The following is a 16,600-nucleotide window of genomic DNA, read 5'->3' as shown; positions in this document are numbered from 1 at the left end:
GGCGGGTGACACGTCGTGCGCAGGGCCGTCGGCGTGTCCTCGACGTGCACACCCCGGCCGGTCGGCGGTCCGCTTCTGCGAGGACGGAACCGCACAGTGCCCGACACCATCACGCTCACCGGCCGACCACCGTCGGCCTCGCACCTGACCCTGTCGCAGATCATGGACCAGCACCACACCAACCTGATGGGCACGGTCCACGGCGGGCGCATCCTCAACCTGATCGACTCCGTCGCCGGCGTGGTCGCCGCCCGCCACTCCGACGGACCGGCCGTCACCGCCGCCATCGACGAGACCGCGTTCCTGCGCGCGGTACGCGTCGGGGACGTGGTCCACGTGGACGCCCGGATCACCTGGGCCGGCCGCAGCTCGATGGAGGTGGCGGTGAAGGTCAGCGCGGACCGGTGGGACCGCGCGGTGCCGCCGGTCGACGTGGCCACCGCGCACCTGGTGATGGTGGCGATCGACGACGACGGGCAGCCCCGGCCGGTGCCGCCGCTGCGCGCCGAGACCGACGGTGACCGGCGGCGTTACCGGGAGGCGCAGATCCGGCGCGAACACCGGCTGGCGCTGCGCCGGGCGCTGCTCGACGGCGCCGGGGAGGGCTGAGCGGTGCTCGGACTGTCGGCGGCCACGCTCGCCGGTTACCTGGCCGCGATCGTGGTGCTCATGCTCACCCCGGGGCCGGACATGATGTTCGTGCTCGCGAACGCCACCCGGTACGGTCCGCGGGCCGGCGCGGTGGCCGCGCTCGGGGTCGCCGCCGGGGAGGCGGTGCACGTCGCCGCCGTGGTGGCCGGGCTCGCCACCGTCATCGCCGCGTCCCCGGTGCTGTTCACCGCGATCCGGTGGGCCGGTGCGGCGTACCTGATCGTGCTGGGCCTGCGGGCGCTGCGCGGCACGGGCCGGCGCGCCCCGGCGGACCGGCCGGACGGCGGCGCCGGGCGGGCGTTCCGGCGCGGGCTGCTGACGAACCTGCTCAACCCGAAGATGATCCTGTTCAGCGTGGCGTTCCTGCCGCAGTTCGTCCGGCCCGAGGCGGGCCCGGTGGCGGCGCAACTGGTGCTGCTCGGTGCGATGTTCGTCGCGGTGCAGCTCACCGTGGACCTGGCGCTCGGGGTGGGCGCCGGGCGGTTCGCCGGCCGGTGGGGCGACAGCCGCTGGTCGCGGCGCATCGACCGGCTCTGCGCTGTCGCCTTCGTCGCGCTCGGCGTCCGGCTGGCCGCCGGCTGAGACGCGTCGGGGCTCGGCGATGCCCGGGCCGGTTGATCGACTCCATCACGCCGGGGTGGCGGCATCAGAAGTGCTCCGACCCCGCCGCCTCGGCGAACTGGCGATGATCATCAGGCCGTTCCCGGTTCGACGCCGGCGGACGCTCGCGGTCCAGGTGCAGGCGTAGCAGCACCCAGCCCAGTGACACGCCGCCGATGAACACGTACGCGGGCTGGGTGCCGAACGTGTCCCAGCAGGTGTGCAGCGTGACGGCGGCGGCGAAGGTGAGCAGGAACGCCGCCAGTCTGCGGCCGCCGGGCGCGGCGGCGAACGTGAACAGCGCGGCGGCGGTCAGCCCGGTCCACGCCAGGTGCGCGGCGGGCGCGGTGAGACCGCGTACCAGCAGCGTCCGCTCGACCGCGCCGAGGTTGCCCTCCGACCCGACGAACGCGGCGAACGCGTAGCCCATGGTCTCCAGCGCGGCGAACCCGGCGCCGGAGGCCACGCCGATCACCAGCCCCTGCGCCGGGGACGGGTGCCGCCGCCACAGCAGGAGGATGCCGGCCGGCACGATCAGCTTGGCGGTCTCCTCGGCCAGGCCGACGAGCGCCATCGGCAGGACGCCGAGGCGGTGCAGCGTGCCGTACTCCAGCCAGCCGGCGGCGACCACGCCGATCACACCGCCGAGGAGCGCGGCGACGCCGACGACGGAGCCGGGGACCGGGCGGCGGGCCGGCCGTCCCTGGGCGAAGGCCAGGAACGTGGCGGGTGCGACGGACGCGCCGAGCACGATCAGCGCCGGTACGAACGTGACGGTCCCGGTGCCGGCGAGTGTCTCCAGCACCAGCAGGTGGAGCCCGACGCCGACGAGCAGGACCGCCACCCACGCCCAGCGGCGCCCGGTATTCCCCATACCGCCGAGTATCGCGCCCGCCGGGCCGCGCCCGAATCGGGGGTGGGCACTGTGGACGGTGAGATCATTCCGACACGCCGACACGACATCTGGTGTTGCACGCAAGCCCTCACCGCCATATATGGTGGTGCCGCAGCTGGTTCGGCCGAGCCCTTCGGGGCGGGGCCGAGGCAAGAGGGAACCCGGTGGGAGTCCGGGACTGCCCCGCAGCGGTGAGTGGGAACGACAGCCGTCAACAGCACTGGGCCACCGGCCTGGGAAGCGACGGCCGGTAGGCGACCGGCGACCCCGGTCGGGCCCGCGAGTCCGAAGACCTGCCAGCGCGCCGTGCGCCTCCGGCGTACGGCGGTCGGAGGTCGCGCGGGACGACCGACGCCAGCAGCCGGGCCGGCCGTGCCGCGCCCGTTGGCGTCTCCCGCCGTCTCCAGACGGTGACAGCGAGGAGAGGTCATGACTGTCGTACAGGAGAGTCCCCCGTCCGGGAGCGCCGGGCCCGAGGCCCGCCGCCCGGCCATGCGGGTACGCAAGCGGGACGGCGACACCGAGCCGGTGGACGTCAACAAGATCGTCCGGGCGGTCGAGCGCTGGGTCGCCGACCTGGACGAGGTGGACCCGCTGCGGGTGGCCACCAAGACGATCAGCGGGCTCTACGACGGGGCGACCACCGCCGAGCTGGACCGGTTGTCGATCCAGACCGCGGCGGAGCTGATCGGCGAGGAGCCGCAGTACTCGAAGCTGGCGGCGCGGCTGCTCGCCGCGTACGTGGACAAGGAGGTCCGCGGCCAGGGCGTGGCGAGCTTCAGCCAGTCGATCGCGTACGCGCACGGGCTGGGCCTGATCGGCGACGAGACGGCCGCGTTCGTGGCCCGGCACGCCCGCAAGCTCGACGACGCCGTGGACCCGGACGGCGACCTGCGGTTCGAGTACTTCGGACTGCGCACGGTGGCCGACCGCTACCTGCTGCGGCACCCCCAGACCCGGCTGGTGGTGGAGACGCCGCAGTACTGGCTGCTGCGGGTGGCCTGCGGGCTGTCCCGCACCCCCGGCGAGGCGGTCGGGTTCTACCGGCTGATGTCCAGTCTGGCCTACCTGCCCAGCTCCCCCACGCTGTTCAACTCCGGCACCCGGCACACCCAGATGTCGTCGTGCTTCCTGGTCGACTCGCCGCGCGACGAGCTGGACTCGATCTACGAGCGGTACCACCAGGTGGCGAAGCTGTCGAAGTTCTCCGGCGGCATCGGCATCGCCTGGTCGCGGGTGCGTGGCCGGGGCGCGCTGATCCGGGGCACCAACGGCCGGTCCAACGGCATCGTGCCGTTCCTCAAGACACTCGACGCCGGGGTGGCCGCGGTCAACCAGGGCGGCCGGCGCAAGGGCGCGGCCTGCGTCTACCTGGAGCCGTGGCACCCGGACGTGGAGGAGTTCCTGGAGCTGCGGGACAACACCGGCGAGGAGTCGCGGCGTACGCACAACCTCAACCTGGCCAACTGGATCCCGGACGAGTTCATGCGCCGGGTCGAGGCCGACGGCGAGTGGTCGCTCGTCGACCCGTCGGACGCCCCGGAGCTGCCCGACCTGTACGGCGAGGCGTTCGACGCCGCGTACCGGGCGGCCGAGAAGAACGCGGTCCGCACGGTGCGGGCCCGGGACCTGTACGGGCGGATGATGCGCACGCTCGCGCAGACCGGCAACGGCTGGATGACGTTCAAGGACGCCGCGAACCGGCTGTCCAACCAGACCGGTGAGCCGGGCAACGTGATCCACCTGTCCAACCTGTGCACCGAGATCCTGGAGGTGAACGACGACACCGAGACCGCCGTGTGCAACCTCGGCTCGGTGAACCTCGGCGCCCACGTCACCGCCGACGGCGTGGACTGGGAGCGGCTGCGCGCCACGGTACGCACGGCTGTGCTCTTCCTCGACCGGGTGATCGACATCAACTACTACCCGGCCGAGCAGGCGGCGGCGTCGAACCCGCGCTGGCGGCCGGTCGGGCTCGGGCTGATGGGCTTGCAGGACGCGTTCTTCACGCTGCGCCTGCCGTTCGACTCGGCCCAGGCCCGGGAGCTGTCCACCCGCGTGCAGGAGGAGATCCTGCTGACCGCGCTGGAGACCTCCGCCGGGCTGGCCGAGCAGTTCGGCCCGCATCCGGCGTACCCGCAGACCCGGGCCGCCAAGGGTGACCTGCACCCGGACCTGTGGGGCGCGGAGCCGGCGCAGACGCAGCGGTGGGCGGCGCTGCGCGAACGGATCGCCGCCCACGGGCTGCGCAACTCGCTGCTGGTGGCGATCGCGCCGACCGCCACCATCGCCTCCATCGCCGGCTGCTACGAGTGCGTCGAGCCGCAGGTGTCCAACCTGTTCAAGCGCGAGACCATGTCCGGGGAATTCCTCCAGGTCAACACGTACCTGGTGCGGGAGCTGAAGGCGCGCGGGCTGTGGACGCCGCAGGTCCGCGACCGGATCAAGCGGGCCGAGGGCTCGGTGCAGGACATCACCGAGCTGCCCGCGCCGGTGCGGGAGCTGTTCCGCACCGGCTGGGAGCTGCCGCAGCGGGCGCTGATCGACCTGGCCGCCGCGCGGGCGCCCTTCGTCGACCAGTCCCAGTCGCTGAACCTGTTCCTGAGCGCGCCGACCATCGGCAAGCTCTCCTCGATGTACCTGTACGCCTGGAAGGCCGGGCTGAAGACCACCTACTACCTGCGTTCCCGTCCCGCCACCCGCATCCAGCAGGCCACCGTCGCGCCGGTGCTCGCCCCGGTCTCCGGCGTGGTCTCCGCCGTGAGCGACGACGAGGCGCTGGCCTGTTCCCTGGAGAACCCCGAGAGCTGCGAGGCATGCCAGTGACCACCACCGCACCGACCCGGCACATGCTGCTCGACCCCGGCATGGACCTGACCCTGCGGCCGATGCGCTACCCGCGCTTCTTCGACCGGTTCAAGGACGCCATCAAGAACACCTGGACGGTCGAGGAGGTCGACCTGCACGGAGACCTCGCCGACCTGGCGAAGCTGTCCCCCGCCGAACGGCACCTGGTGTCGCGGCTGGTGGCGTTCTTCGCCACCGGCGACACCATCGTCGCCAACAACCTGGTGCTCAACCTCTACCAGCACGTCAACTCCCCCGAGGGCCGGCTCTACCTGTCCCGGCAGCTCTTCGAGGAGGCGGTGCACGTCCAGTTCTACCTGAACCTGCTGGACACGTACGTGCCGGACGAGAAGGAACGCTTCGCCGCATTCGCCGCGGTGGAGAACATCCCGTCGATCGCCCGCAAGGCCGAGTTCTGCTTCCGGTGGATCGACTCGATCTTCGAGCTGCGGGAACTGCGGACCCGCGCGGACCGGCGGGCGTTCCTGCTCAACCTGATCTGCTTCGCCGCGTGCATCGAAGGGCTGTTCTTCTACGGCGCGTTCGCCTACGTCTACTTCCTGCGGTCCCGGGGCCTGCTCAACGGGCTGGCCTCCGGCACCAACTGGGTGTTCCGGGACGAGTCGATGCACATGGCGTTCGCCTTCGACGTGGTGGAGACCGTACGCGCCGAGGAGCCGGACCTGTTCGACGGCGAGATGGAGCGGCAGGTCCGGGAGATGCTGGCCGAGGCGGTGGAGTGCGAGGTGAGCTTCGCCGAGGACCTGCTCGGGCAGGGCGTGCCCGGCATGTCCCTGGCCGACATGCGCGAGTACCTCCAGCACGTGGCCGACCGGCGCCTCGCCGTGCTCGGCATCGCCCCGATGTACGGCAGCGGCAACCCGTTCGCGTTCATGGAGCTGCAGGACGTGCAGGAGCTGTCCAACTTCTTCGAACGCCGGGTGTCGGCGTACCAGGTCGGGGTGACCGGCTCGGTCACCTTCGACGACGACTTCTGACCGCCGCCCCCGCCCCGGCCGTCACGGCCGGGGCGGGACCGGGCTCTCGCCGGGCAGCGCCGTCGCCCGGACCCGCCCGATCAACGCCACCACGGCGACCGCCATCACGGCCACCACCACGAACGCGCTGCGCAGGTCCAGCGCACCGGCGAGCAGGCCGATCACCGGCGCCGCCAGCAACGCGCCCGGCCACTGGCCCATCGCCACCACCGAGACGCCCTCACCCGAGGTGAGGCCGGGCTGCTCGCCGGCGAAGCCGAGCACCGTCGGGGTCACGCACGCCAGGCCGAAGCCGAGCAGTCCGAAGCCGGCCATCACCGCGGCCGGATGGGGGTACGCCACCGGCAGCGCCACGCCGGCGGTGGCGACGAGCGCGGACAGCCGGACGAAGCGGATCCGCCCGAACCGGCCGGCCAGCCGGTCGCCGAACAGCCGGGCCACGGTAGCGGCCAGCGACAGGCAGGTGTACGTGGCCGCGGCCAGCACCGCGGCGGCGCCGGCCACCTCGGTCGCGTACAGCGCGCTCCACTGTGCGCCGGCCATCTCGATGAACGAGGCGAGGAACGCGATCACCGCGAGCAGCAGCAGCTGCGGGGTGAACCGGTCGCGCAGCCGTCGCCGTTCCTCGCCGTCCTTCGTCTCCTGCCGGGGCGTGTCCGGCAGCCAGCGGTGCGTGCCGACCAGCAGCGCGCCCAGCAGGACGCTGGTGACCGCCATCTGCGCCGACGGGGACATCCCGATCGCCGCGGCGCCGGTGCCGCAGAGGCCGCCGGCCAGCATGCCGATGCTGAAGCCGGCGTGGAAGGTGGACAGGATGGGCCGCCCGTACCGCTTCTGCACCTCGACCGACTGGGCGTTCATCGGCGTGGCCAGCAGGTTCGCCGCGAAACCCCAGACCGCGAGCCCGCCGACCAGCGCCACCACAGTGGTGGACGCGGCCAGCAGCGGCGCGTTGACCAGGATCAGCGCGGCCCCGGCCAGCGCCAGCCGGCGGGTGTTGATCCGGCTGATCAGCACCGCCACCACGACCAGGGAGACCAGCTCCCCGGCGTTCGTGGCGATGTTGGCCAGGCCCCAGCCGGTGTTGCCGACGCCGACCGCGTCCCGCACCTCCGGCACGCGGGCCGACCACCCGCCGATGGCCAGGCCCATGATGACGAAGAGCAGCGCCACCGACCAGCGGGCCCGTACGGCCGAGCGTGGCACCGGCGGCGCGGGCTGCTCCGTCGTGTGCTGGTTCGTCGAGGTGTCCGTCATGGTCGTCGTACCTCTCTCCGGTCGGTCCGTCGGATCTCCTACCCGATCGCGTGGTCGAGGAAGCACGCACCGTCAGGAAGGCGTACCCGTTCCGGGGTCGCGTCCGGGTCGGTGACGAGCGCCGAGACCACCGCGACGTAGTCGTCGATCAGCCCGCGTACCAGGTCGTCGCCGAAGACGCCACGGTTGCGGATCACCACGCCGCCGGCCCGGTCGTCGTCCACCACGACGATCGGTGAACCCCGCTTGACCCAGACGGGCAGGCACTCGGGCGGCACGTCGGCGGCGACCACCGGCGACGGGGTGCCGGGCGCGGCCCGGGCGGTGATGTCGACCGGCTCCACCCGCAGGCCCGGGCAGTGCAGCACCGGCGACGCCGACGCGGCGGACTGGAACCAGGCGTCGAACAGGTGGTTGTCCGGCCAGGGGCGGATCGCCGCGAAGTCGGGGCGGACCGCCCGGGCCACCCGGTGGAACGAGGTGGCGTGCGCGACGGCCCCGGCCAGCGAGGCGTGCGCGGCGTCGACCACAGCGCTCATCGGCGCGTCCGGCGCGACGTCGACCGGCAGGTAGACGTTGTTGGTGAACTGACCGACGAGCTGCCGGGACAGCGGGCTCTCCCGGCCCAGCGTGGTGGTGCCCAGCACCACCCGGGACCGTCCGGCCCGCCTCGACAGCAGCACCAGGTACGCGGCGAGCAGCAGCACGTACGGGCTGGTGCGGGCTCGCCGGGCGGCCGGGCGCAGCCGCGCGGTGATCTCGGGCGGGAACGCGAAGCGGGTGGCCACCTCGGCGCTGAGCGCGACGTCCGGCGCCGGCGGCGACGCCGGGAAGAGCTGGTACGGCTCCACCGGCCGCAGCAGGTCCCGCCAGTACGCGGCCCGGGCGGCGGCGTCGACGCCGTTGCCGGCCTGCTCGGTCTCCTGGAGCGCGGCGAGCGCGGTGGGGTCCACGCCCAGCGGCGGCTGCGGATCGGCCGCGCCGAGCCGGGCCGCGTACGCGTGGCACAGGTCCTCCACCACGACGCGGCACGACCAGCCGTCGGAGACCATGTGGAAGAAGCACAGCGCGAGCACGTGCTCGGTCTCGGAGAGCCGGACCAGGGCGGCCCGCCACAGCGGCGCCCGGCCGGGGTCGAACTCGTCGTTGCGGTGCGCGTACGCGATCCGCTCGACCCGGGCCTGCTGCTCGGCCGGCGGCAGCCCGGACAGGTCGACGTACTCCAGCGGCGACTCGACGTGCGGCAGGATCCGCACCTCGGGCTCCACGCCGATGCGGTCGAACCGCATCCGCAGCGCGTCGTGCCGGTCCACCACGTCCTGCATCGCCTGCCGCAGCACGTCGACCCGCAGCGTGCCCCGCAACCGGCGGAACTCCACCACCACGAGCCGTGAGGCGCCGGGGTGCGCCGGGTCGAGCGCGGTCATGAACTCCCACATCATCTGCTGGCCGGGGGCCAGCGGAAACGTCGTCGGCACTGCCACTCCCCCCGTCAGGCCGCCACCGGCGGCACGGCCACCGGCGGGGCCGATCGACGGTCCACCTCGTCCGGCCGGTGATCGGCCACGTCCGGCTGGTAGTCCGCCTCGTCCGGCGCGCGGAAGCCGGTGAAGAGCAGGTCGGGCCGGCCGAGCCGGAGCGAGGTGACGAACGCGGCGCCGTCGAAGAGCGTCTCGATCGCCGCGCAGGCCATCGACTCGGCCACCGCGCGGGGTCCCCGGTCCCCACCGAGCCGGCCGGGTGTCTTCGCGGCGATCACGGCGGCCGCGACGGCCGGCACCGCGAGCAGGCTGCGTCCCCCGCTGCGCCGGGCGGTCAGCAGCCCGGCCAGGGCCGTCACGGCGAGCGTGCTGGCGGTGTTGAGCACGAACCGGCGCCGGTGCGGGTGGGCGAGGCAGAGCCACTGCTCGGAGCGTCCGTACGTGGTGAACCGGTAGGCGACCGCGCGGAACGTGTCGGCGACGCCGGTGTCGTGCGTGACCACCCCGTCCGGGTCGGCGAGCAGCACGTAGCCGGCGTCGGTGAGGAGCAGCCCGAGGTGCAGGTCCTCCCCGCCCAGCGGCATCGGGGAGTCCTCCGGGAATCCGCCGACCGCCTCGAAGACGGAGCGCTTCACCGCCAGGTTCGCGCTGGCGCCCCAGGACACGCGCTCGTAGTGCAGCGGGCGGGTCAGGTCGCCGAGCAGCAGGTAGGAGCGGCGCATCACGCGGAAGAACGCGCTGTCTCCGGGCTCGACGATCACCGGGCCGGTGACGCCGGCGACCTCCGCGCCGGAGGCGCGCAGCCGGGCCGCGTACCGCGTGATCAGGTCGGCCGGCACCCGGCAGTCGGAGTCGGTGAACAGCAGCAGGTCGTACCGGGCGTGCCGGGCGCCCAGGTTCCGTTTGGCCCCGACGTGCCGGGGCCCGCGCACGTAGCGGGCGCCGTACTCGGCACAGGCGGCGCGGTGCGCGGCGGCCGCGGTGGGCGCCGAGTCGTCGACGACCACCACCTCCACCGGCTCCGGGCAGTTCGGGGCGGCGTCACGCAGGCTGCGGAGCTGGCGGCGCATCTCCGCCACCCGGTCCTTGACCGGGATGACGACGGAGACGCCACGCGCGACGGCGCGGGGTTCGGTCGGTTCACTCACAGGCGATACGGATCGGCTCATGCCCCGAGGTTCGACCACCCGGATACAACGCCGATACACAGCACCGGCCGTCCCGGCAATCGCACGTGTACCGCTGATGTATCGATGACCATCAAGGTCGAAGACATGACGACCTCCATTCCTCTCGACCGGCGGCTCGCCGTGGACGGTGGCCGGCCGGTCCGCCCACCCGACCGTCCATGGCCACGCTGGCCGATCCCCGCACCGGACGCCGCCGGCAACCTCTCCGCGGTGCTGACCGGCGGCCGGTGGGCGATCAGCAGCCCGTCCGTCGGCGACACCGGCCTGTTCGAGCGCCGCTTCGCCGCCGACTTCGCCCGCTACGTCGGCACCCGCCACTGCGTACCGGTCGACCACGGGTCGAGCGCCCTGGTGGTGGCCCTGGAGTCACTCGGCCTCGGCTACGGCGAGACGGTGCTCGTACCGGCGCTGACCTGGACCGCCTCCGCGACCGCCGCGCTGCGCGCCGGCCTGGTCCCGGTGCTCGTCGACGTCGACCGGGACACCGGGTGCGTCGGGCCGAACGACCTCGACCTGTCGGTGGACCCGCGCGCGGTGGTCGCCGTGCACTGGGCCTCCAACATGGCCGACGTGCCGGCACTCGACGCGGTCACCCGGCCGCGCGGCATCTCCGTCGTGGAGGACTGCGCGCAGGCCCACGGCGCCACCTGGCAGGGCCGTCAGGCCGGCTCGCTCGGCCGGCTCGGCTGCTTCAGCTTCCAGCACGGCAAGGTGCTCACCTGCGGGGAGGGCGGGGCCGTGGTCACCGACGACGACACGCTCGCGCCGGTGCTGCAGGAACTGCGGGCCGACTCGCGCCGCTACCGGGGCGACCGGACGCCGGCCGGCGAACTGGACCTGGAGGAAAGCGCCGGCGTGCAGGGCGCCAACTTCTGCCTGAACGAGTTCTCCGCGGCCGTGGCCTGCGCGCAACTGACCACCCTGGACGAGCAGCACGGCGTCCGCAACCACAACTACCGGCTGCTCGGCGAGATGCTGGCCGGCGTCGACGGCGTACGGCTGCTGCGACCCGCGGCGGGCCAGACCCGCATCTCCATCTACGAGGGCACCGTCGTCTTCGACGAGCTGCCGGCCGGCATGGACAACGCCGCCGTGGCCGCCGCGCTCACCGCCGAGCTGGGCCGGCGCTTCTACTGCACCGACGAGCCGCTGCACCGCAGCCGGCTGCTCCAGCCCTGGACGAAGCCGCTGCTCGCACCGCTGGCCGAACGCTTCGCGGCGATCCACCGGGAGCGCACGTACCCGAACACCGAATGGCTCGCCGCCCACACCGTCCAGACGCACCACAGCACCTTCCTCGGCACCGAACAGGACATGGAGGACATCGCCGCCGCCGTCGCCAAGGTGTTCGCCCGCTGATCCGCGCCGCCACCGGCGCACCCACAGAAGGAGTCTTCCCGTGACCGTCACCCATCGCGAGACCACGCACGCCCCGACCTCGTCCCCCGACACGGACGCGCCCGTCGGCGTGTGGCTCAACGGCGCCCGCGGTTCGGTCGCCACCACCGCGATCACCGGTCTGCTGGCGCTGCGCGCCGGCATGGCCGACTCGACCGGCTGCGTCACCGACACCGGCATGCTGCGCGACGCGCCGCTGGCGAGCTGGAACGACCTGGTCGTCGGCGGGCACGACATCGTCGACACGCCGCTGGAGAAGAAGGCCGAGTCGCTCGTCGACTCCGGCGTCATCCCGGCACCCGTGCTGGCCGCCGTGCGCGGCAGCCTGCCCGAGGTCGAGCAGAACCTGCGCACCGGATACGACGCGCGTACCGAGACCGCACCGCTGGCCGAGGTGGTCGACCGGCTGGCCGGCGACATCGAGGAGTTCCGCAGCCGCAACGGGCTGTCCCGGGTCGTCGTCATCAACGTGTCCTCGACCGAGCCGCCGGCCGACCACCGGCCCGAGCACGACGACCTGGACGCGCTGACCCGCGCCATGGCCGACCCGGACGACAAGGCGCTGCCGGCCAGCTCGGTGGTCGCGTACGCGGCGTTCCAGGCCGGTTGCGGCTTCGTCGACTTCACCCCGTCCACCGGCGCCCGGCTGCCCGCGCTGGAGATGATGGCGCAGCGGGAGCGCGTGCCGTTCGCCGGCTCCGACGGCAAGACCGGGGAGACGCTGCTGCGTACCGCCCTGGCGCCGATGTTCACCTCCCGCGCCCTGCACGTGCTCTCCTGGGCCGGGGTCAACCTGCTCGGCGGCGGCGACGGCGCCACGCTGGAGGATCCGCGCAACGCCCGCAGCAAGCTCAGCTCGAAGTCGGGCGTGCTGCCCGCGCTGCTCGGTGAGGACGTCACGGCCCCGCTGCACATCGACAACGTGCCGGACCTGGGCGACCACAAGACCGCGTGGGACCACGTCTCGTTCGAGGGGTTCCTCGGCGTCCGGATGTCCATGCAACTGACCTGGAGCGGGGTGGACTCGACGCTGGCCGCGCCGCTGGTGCTCGACCTGGCCCGGCTGACCGCCGCGGCGCACCGCGCCGGGCACGTCGGCCCGATCGAGGAGCTGGGGTTCTTCTTCAAGGACCCGATCGGCACCGACGAGCACGCGCTGGCCGAGCAGGCGCAGGCGCTCTCCACCTGGGCCAACGGTCTGGACGGCCGCGCCGACAGCTGACCTTCGCACCGGCCGCCGGCGCGGCACCCTCCGCGCCGGCGGCCCCGCCCCACGTATCCGCATCGAGGAGTTCCCCATGTCCCACCACGTCCCGAACGCGCCCGACCGGCCGACCACGGATCCGGTGTGGACACCGATCCTGACCGGTCTGCACGCGACCGCGCTGGACTGTCTCCAGACGAGCTTCGCCCTGCTGGCCGACCACGCGAACGGGTCCGGCAGCCACCTCGCCCTCGGCGCCCGGTACGGGTTCCGCACCCGGGACCAGGACGGCCTGGTCACCGTCGAGGCGACCTCGGACGACCGGGCCACCGAGGCGGTCGACCTGCTCGGCCTGCGGGTCGAGGGCCGGTGGATGCAGCTCGACGGCCCGCAGGTACGCCGGCTGTGCGCCCCGGGCCAGCCGCTCTACGTCACCGCCGACGCGTACGACCTGCCGTGGTGCCCCTACCACGAGCACGAGCACATGCGGCACAGCTTCCTCGTCACGGCCGCCGGGCCGGACGAGGTCACAGTGGTCGACGCGTACCACAACGACACCGCCTGGGGGCCCGCACGGCCCGGTGTGTGGCGGCTGCCCGACGCCGCATTCGACGCGGCGCTGGCCGGGGGCGCGCACACACTGGCGGTGACCGCGCACCCGGCCCCGGCGATCGACGTGCCCGCCATGCTCGCCGGCAACGCCGCCCGGGCCGGACGGGCCCGCCCGGAGATCGACAGCTACCTGGCCCGCACCGCCGCCGCCCTGGACACGGTGGCCGGGCTGCACCGCTTCGTGCTCGACGTCTGGCTGCTGGCTCGCGCCCGCGACCTGCACGAACGCTGGCTCGCGGCGGTCGCGCCGGAGGCCGCCGCCGCGCTGGCCGGGCAGGCCGCGCGCTGGCAGCAACTCGCCACGCGCAGCTACGTGGCGTTGCGGCGGGCCCAGGCGGGCCGGCCGGCCGCGCCGGAACTGGCGGACGCGCTCGGCGCGCTGATCGCCGACCACCTGGCCGCGCTGGAGTCGATCGCCGGACCGGCCGCCGGGACCGGCGACGACGCCGCACCGGCCGCGCCGGACCGGGCCGGTGACGACGGCGTACGCGCGGCGGTGCTCGGCGCGCTCGGCGACACCCTGGACCTGGACGGTTCGGCCCTGCGCACCACCGACGTGCTCCGGGAACTGCCCGGCTTCGACTCGTTCCGGCTGGTCGACGTCATCGACCGGGTCGAACGTCGGCTCGGCGTCGAGGTTCCGGCCACCGCGCTGTCCGCGGCCGACCTGCGCGACGTCGGCTCCCTGTGCGCCATGTTCGGCGCCGCCACCGGAGGTGCCCGATGAGTACCGAACTCCTGCACGACCTGCTGGACCGCACCGCCGACGCGCGCCCCGACGCGCCCGCCGCCGGGGACGGGACCGTCGAGCGCACGTACCGTCAGGTGCGGGCGGACAGCCTGCGCCTCGCCGGGTGGCTGCGCGGGCAGGGCATCCGGCGCGGCGATCGGGTGCTGGTGGCGCTGCCCACCGACGCGACCCTGCCGGCGCTGCTGTACGCGGTCGCCCGTACCGGCGGTGTCTTCGTCGTCCTGCGCACGCCGGCCCCCGAGGTCGCCCTCGCCCACGTGCTCGACGACGCCGAGCCGGGCCTGGTCCTCACCGACGACCCGGTCCTGGCCGGCCTGTCCCGCGCCCGCGGCGTCCCGGTTCGCGGCGCGGACGAGGCACGCCGCGCCGCGTCCGCCGCGGCGATCAGCGGCACGCCCACCGGCCCGGCCCCGCTCTCGGTCGACCCGGTCTGCCTGATCTACACCTCCGGCAGCACCGGCATGCCCAAGGCGGTGGTCTCCACGCACGCCCAGGTCACGTTCGCGGTGCGGGCGATCCAGTCGGAGCTGCGCTACCGGCCCGACGACGTGGTGCACGTCCTGCTGCCGCCCTCGTTCGACTACGGCCTCTACCAGATCTTCCTCAGCACCGTCGCCGGTGCCCGGCTGCGCCTGGGCGACGCCGGGGACACCGGTGGCCGCCTGCTGGCGACACTTGTCGAGTCCGGCGCCACGGTGCTGCCCTGCGTACCGTCGCTCGCGATCAACCTGCTGCGGCTGCTCGGCCGGGCCGGCGCGCCCCGCCCGCCGCTGCGCCTGCTCACCAACACCGGCGCGGCCATGCCGCCCGAGGTGCTGGCCGGCCTGCGCCGGCTGCTGCCCGGCCTGGCCGTCCAGCTCATGTTCGGCCTCACCGAGTGCAAACGCGCGGCGATCATGCCGCCGGACGCCGACCTGCGCCGGCCCGGCGCCTGCGGGCGGGCGCTGCCCGGCACCGAGATCTTCACGGTGGACGCCGAGGGGCGGCGCCAGCCTCCGGGCGTCCGCGGCGAGCTGGTGGTACGCGGCCCGCACGTGATGGCCGGCTACTGGCGGCGGCCCGAGCTGACCGCCCAGCGGTTCCGCCGCGCCCACGGACTGTTCCCGCAGCTGCACACCGGCGACCACGGTCACGTGGACGCCGACGGGTACGTCCACTTCGCCGGCCGCCGCGACGACGTCTACAAGGAGAAGGGCACCCGGGTCAGCGCCACCGAGGTGGAGGCCGCCGCGTACCGGGTCGACGGCGTGGACGCGGCCGGGGTGCTGCCGCCGGCCGACGGCCGCGACGGCGCGACGCTGTTCGTGGTGGCCGAGCTGACCCCCGCCGACGTGCTGCGCCGGCTGCGGGAACAGCTGGAGGAGATGAAGGTGCCGGCGCACTGCGTCGTGCTGCCCGACCTGCCACTGACCGGCAACGGCAAGGTGGACCGGCGGGCGCTGGCCCGGCTGGCGGGTGAGCACGATGGCTGACCTGCCCTTCGACACCCCGGCGTACCGCTACGACCTGGCCCGGGTACGCGCCAACCACGCCACCCTGGTCGCCGCGCTGCCCGCACCGAGCCGGCTGTTCTACTCGCTCAAGGCCAACCCGCACCCGGCCCTGGTGGCGGCGCTGCACACCGCCGGCTGCGACGCGGAGATCTGCTCCGAGGGCGAGCTGGCCGCGGCACTGCGGGCCGGCGTGCCGGGCGACCGCATGCTCTACACCGGACCGGGCAAACGCGACGCCGAGGTGGCCGAGGCGGTGCGCGCCGGTGTCCGCTGGTTCTCCGTCGACTCGCCCGAGGGCCTGGACCAGGCCGACCGGATAGCCACCGCGCACGGCGTGGAACTGCGGTGCCTGCTGCGCGTCAACGACCGGGTGCCCAACCCGGGTCAGGGGCTCACCATGACCGGCGTCGCGTCGCAGTTCGGCGCCGACGCCGACTGGATCGAGCGGGAACCCCAGCGGTTCCGCTCCCGCCCGTCGGCCCCGGTCCGGGGATTCCACCTCTACACCGGCAGCAACGTCGACTCGGTGGACGCGCTGGTGGCCCAGTTCACCGCCGCGGCACGTACCGCCCGGCGGCTGCGGGACCTGCTCGACGTCGACCTGGCCCTGCTCGACCTCGGCGGGGGCTTCGGCGCGCCGTTCGCCCGGCCCGGCCACAACGCGGACCTGACCGGCCTCGCCGACCGGGTCGCCCCGGCCCTGGACGAGCTCTTCCCCGGCTGGCGCGACGGGGCGCCGACAGTCGCCTTCGAGTCGGGCCGGTTCCTCACCGCCACCGCCGGCACGCTGCTGACGCGCGTGCTGGACGTCAAGCGGTCGCAGGGCACGCCGGTGGTGGTGCTGGAGTCCGGCATCAACCACCTCGGCGGGATGTCCGGCCTGCGCCGGCTGCCGCCGCTCGTACCCGCCCTGCACGCCGCCGACGGCCGCGACGGCGCGCCGCTGGAGGCCGCGATCGTCGCCGGGCCGCTGTGCACGCCGCTGGACACCTGGGCCCGCGCCGCGAACCTGCCCGACGTACGGCCGGGCGACGTGCTGGCCGTGCCGAACGTCGGGGCCTACGGGCTCTCGGCGAGCCTGCTGGCCTTCCTCGGCCACCCCGCGCCGGTCGAGGTCGTCTGCGACGGCGACCGCGTCGTCGAGACGTCCCGGCTGACCCTGACGCGGCACCCGGTCGACGCGCCGGGCGCCACTGCCGAAACCCGAGAAGAAAGGTGACGTC

At 74.0% G+C, this 16,600-nt stretch carries 13 protein-coding genes and 1 riboswitch; of the genes, 9 read left to right on the top strand and 4 right to left on the bottom strand.

Annotated elements, in window-relative coordinates; translation table 11 throughout:
• Positions 1-96: 96 nt before the first annotated feature.
• Positions 97-609, top strand: coding sequence for an acyl-CoA thioesterase (locus EAD96_RS10650; RefSeq protein WP_121684156.1), 513 nt, complete (start codon positions 97-99; stop codon positions 607-609).
• A 3-nt stretch (positions 610-612) separates the two neighbouring features.
• A complete protein-coding gene (locus EAD96_RS10645; RefSeq protein ID WP_121684155.1) occupies positions 613-1,233 on the top strand; it encodes a LysE family translocator in 621 nt (206 codons plus the stop codon).
• Positions 1,234-1,297: 64 nt separating this feature from the next.
• Here EAD96_RS10645 and EAD96_RS10640 read toward each other — a convergent pair whose 3' ends face one another.
• The gene (locus tag EAD96_RS10640) at positions 1,298-2,125 is read right to left on the bottom strand and encodes a PrsW family intramembrane metalloprotease (protein WP_121684154.1); all 828 of its coding nucleotides are present in this window, start codon (positions 2,123-2,125) and stop codon (positions 1,298-1,300) included.
• A 120-nt stretch (positions 2,126-2,245) separates the two neighbouring features.
• Positions 2,246-2,462: riboswitch (cobalamin riboswitch) on the top strand.
• A gap of 176 nt (positions 2,463-2,638) precedes the next feature.
• Here EAD96_RS10640 and EAD96_RS10635 point away from each other — a divergent pair.
• Complete coding sequence (locus EAD96_RS10635) at positions 2,639-4,972, top strand: ribonucleoside-diphosphate reductase subunit alpha (protein ID WP_233585632.1); 2,334 nt, start codon at positions 2,639-2,641, stop codon at positions 4,970-4,972.
• A complete protein-coding gene (locus EAD96_RS10630; RefSeq protein WP_121684152.1) occupies positions 4,963-5,991 on the top strand; it encodes a ribonucleotide-diphosphate reductase subunit beta in 1,029 nt (342 codons plus the stop codon). Before EAD96_RS10635 ends, EAD96_RS10630 begins: the two co-directional genes overlap by 10 nt.
• 21 nt (positions 5,992-6,012) lie before the next feature.
• Here the strand turns inward: EAD96_RS10630 and EAD96_RS10625 are convergent, their stop codons facing one another.
• From EAD96_RS10625 to EAD96_RS10615, 3 genes are read right to left on the bottom strand one after another with little or no spacing between them, the layout of a single operon-like run.
• Positions 6,013-7,248, bottom strand: coding sequence for an MFS transporter (locus EAD96_RS10625; RefSeq protein WP_121684151.1), 1,236 nt, complete (start codon positions 7,246-7,248; stop codon positions 6,013-6,015).
• 38 nt (positions 7,249-7,286) lie between these two features.
• The gene (locus EAD96_RS10620; protein ID WP_121684150.1) at positions 7,287-8,726 is read right to left on the bottom strand and encodes a condensation domain-containing protein; all 1,440 of its coding nucleotides are present in this window, start codon (positions 8,724-8,726) and stop codon (positions 7,287-7,289) included.
• 14 nt (positions 8,727-8,740) lie between these two features.
• On the bottom strand, positions 8,741-9,877 hold the full coding sequence (locus EAD96_RS10615; protein ID WP_233585630.1) for a glycosyltransferase: 1,137 nt from the start codon (positions 9,875-9,877) through the stop codon (positions 8,741-8,743).
• Positions 9,878-10,003: 126 nt separating this feature from the next.
• Between EAD96_RS10615 and EAD96_RS10610 the strand changes: the two genes are divergently transcribed.
• From EAD96_RS10610 to EAD96_RS10590, 5 genes are all read left to right on the top strand, one after another.
• Positions 10,004-11,278: a DegT/DnrJ/EryC1/StrS family aminotransferase gene (locus EAD96_RS10610; protein ID WP_233585628.1), complete on the top strand. Its 1,275-nt coding sequence runs from the start codon at positions 10,004-10,006 to the stop codon at positions 11,276-11,278.
• Positions 11,279-11,318: 40 nt separating this feature from the next.
• Positions 11,319-12,539, top strand: a complete 1,221-nt coding sequence (locus tag EAD96_RS10605; RefSeq protein ID WP_120570339.1) for an inositol-3-phosphate synthase — start codon at positions 11,319-11,321, stop codon at positions 12,537-12,539.
• 76 nt (positions 12,540-12,615) lie between these two features.
• Positions 12,616-13,860: an acyl carrier protein gene (locus EAD96_RS10600; RefSeq protein ID WP_121684147.1), complete on the top strand. Its 1,245-nt coding sequence runs from the start codon at positions 12,616-12,618 to the stop codon at positions 13,858-13,860.
• The gene (locus EAD96_RS10595; protein ID WP_121684146.1) at positions 13,857-15,356 is read left to right on the top strand and encodes a class I adenylate-forming enzyme family protein; all 1,500 of its coding nucleotides are present in this window, start codon (positions 13,857-13,859) and stop codon (positions 15,354-15,356) included. The genes EAD96_RS10600 and EAD96_RS10595 overlap by 4 nt, the downstream gene beginning before the upstream one ends.
• The gene (locus EAD96_RS10590; RefSeq protein WP_121684159.1) at positions 15,349-16,596 is read left to right on the top strand and encodes an alanine racemase; all 1,248 of its coding nucleotides are present in this window, start codon (positions 15,349-15,351) and stop codon (positions 16,594-16,596) included. The genes EAD96_RS10595 and EAD96_RS10590 overlap by 8 nt, the downstream gene beginning before the upstream one ends.
• The last annotated feature ends 4 nt before the right edge of the window (positions 16,597-16,600 follow it).

The organism is Micromonospora sp. BL1 (genome assembly GCF_003667485.1).
Lineage (GTDB): Bacteria > Actinomycetota > Actinomycetes > Mycobacteriales > Micromonosporaceae > Micromonospora > Micromonospora tulbaghiae.
This window is presented reverse-complemented; position numbering and strand designations above follow the sequence as displayed.

Bases quoted from the DNA above. Each gene is read 5' to 3' on its own strand.
- EAD96_RS10640 (WP_121684154.1), bottom strand. From the start codon at position 2,125: ATGGGGAATACCGGGCGCCGCTGGGCGTGGGTGGCGGTCCTGCTCGTC.
- EAD96_RS10635 (WP_233585632.1), top strand. From the start codon at position 2,639: ATGCGGGTACGCAAGCGGGACGGCGACACCGAGCCGGTGGACGTCAAC.
- EAD96_RS10630 (WP_121684152.1), top strand. From the start codon at position 4,963: ATGCCAGTGACCACCACCGCACCGACCCGGCACATGCTGCTCGACCCC.
- EAD96_RS10625 (WP_121684151.1), bottom strand. From the start codon at position 7,248: ATGACGGACACCTCGACGAACCAGCACACGACGGAGCAGCCCGCGCCG.
- EAD96_RS10610 (WP_233585628.1), top strand. From the start codon at position 10,004: ATGACGACCTCCATTCCTCTCGACCGGCGGCTCGCCGTGGACGGTGGC.
- EAD96_RS10600 (WP_121684147.1), top strand. From the start codon at position 12,616: ATGTCCCACCACGTCCCGAACGCGCCCGACCGGCCGACCACGGATCCG.
- EAD96_RS10595 (WP_121684146.1), top strand. From the start codon at position 13,857: ATGAGTACCGAACTCCTGCACGACCTGCTGGACCGCACCGCCGACGCG.
- EAD96_RS10590 (WP_121684159.1), top strand. From the start codon at position 15,349: ATGGCTGACCTGCCCTTCGACACCCCGGCGTACCGCTACGACCTGGCC.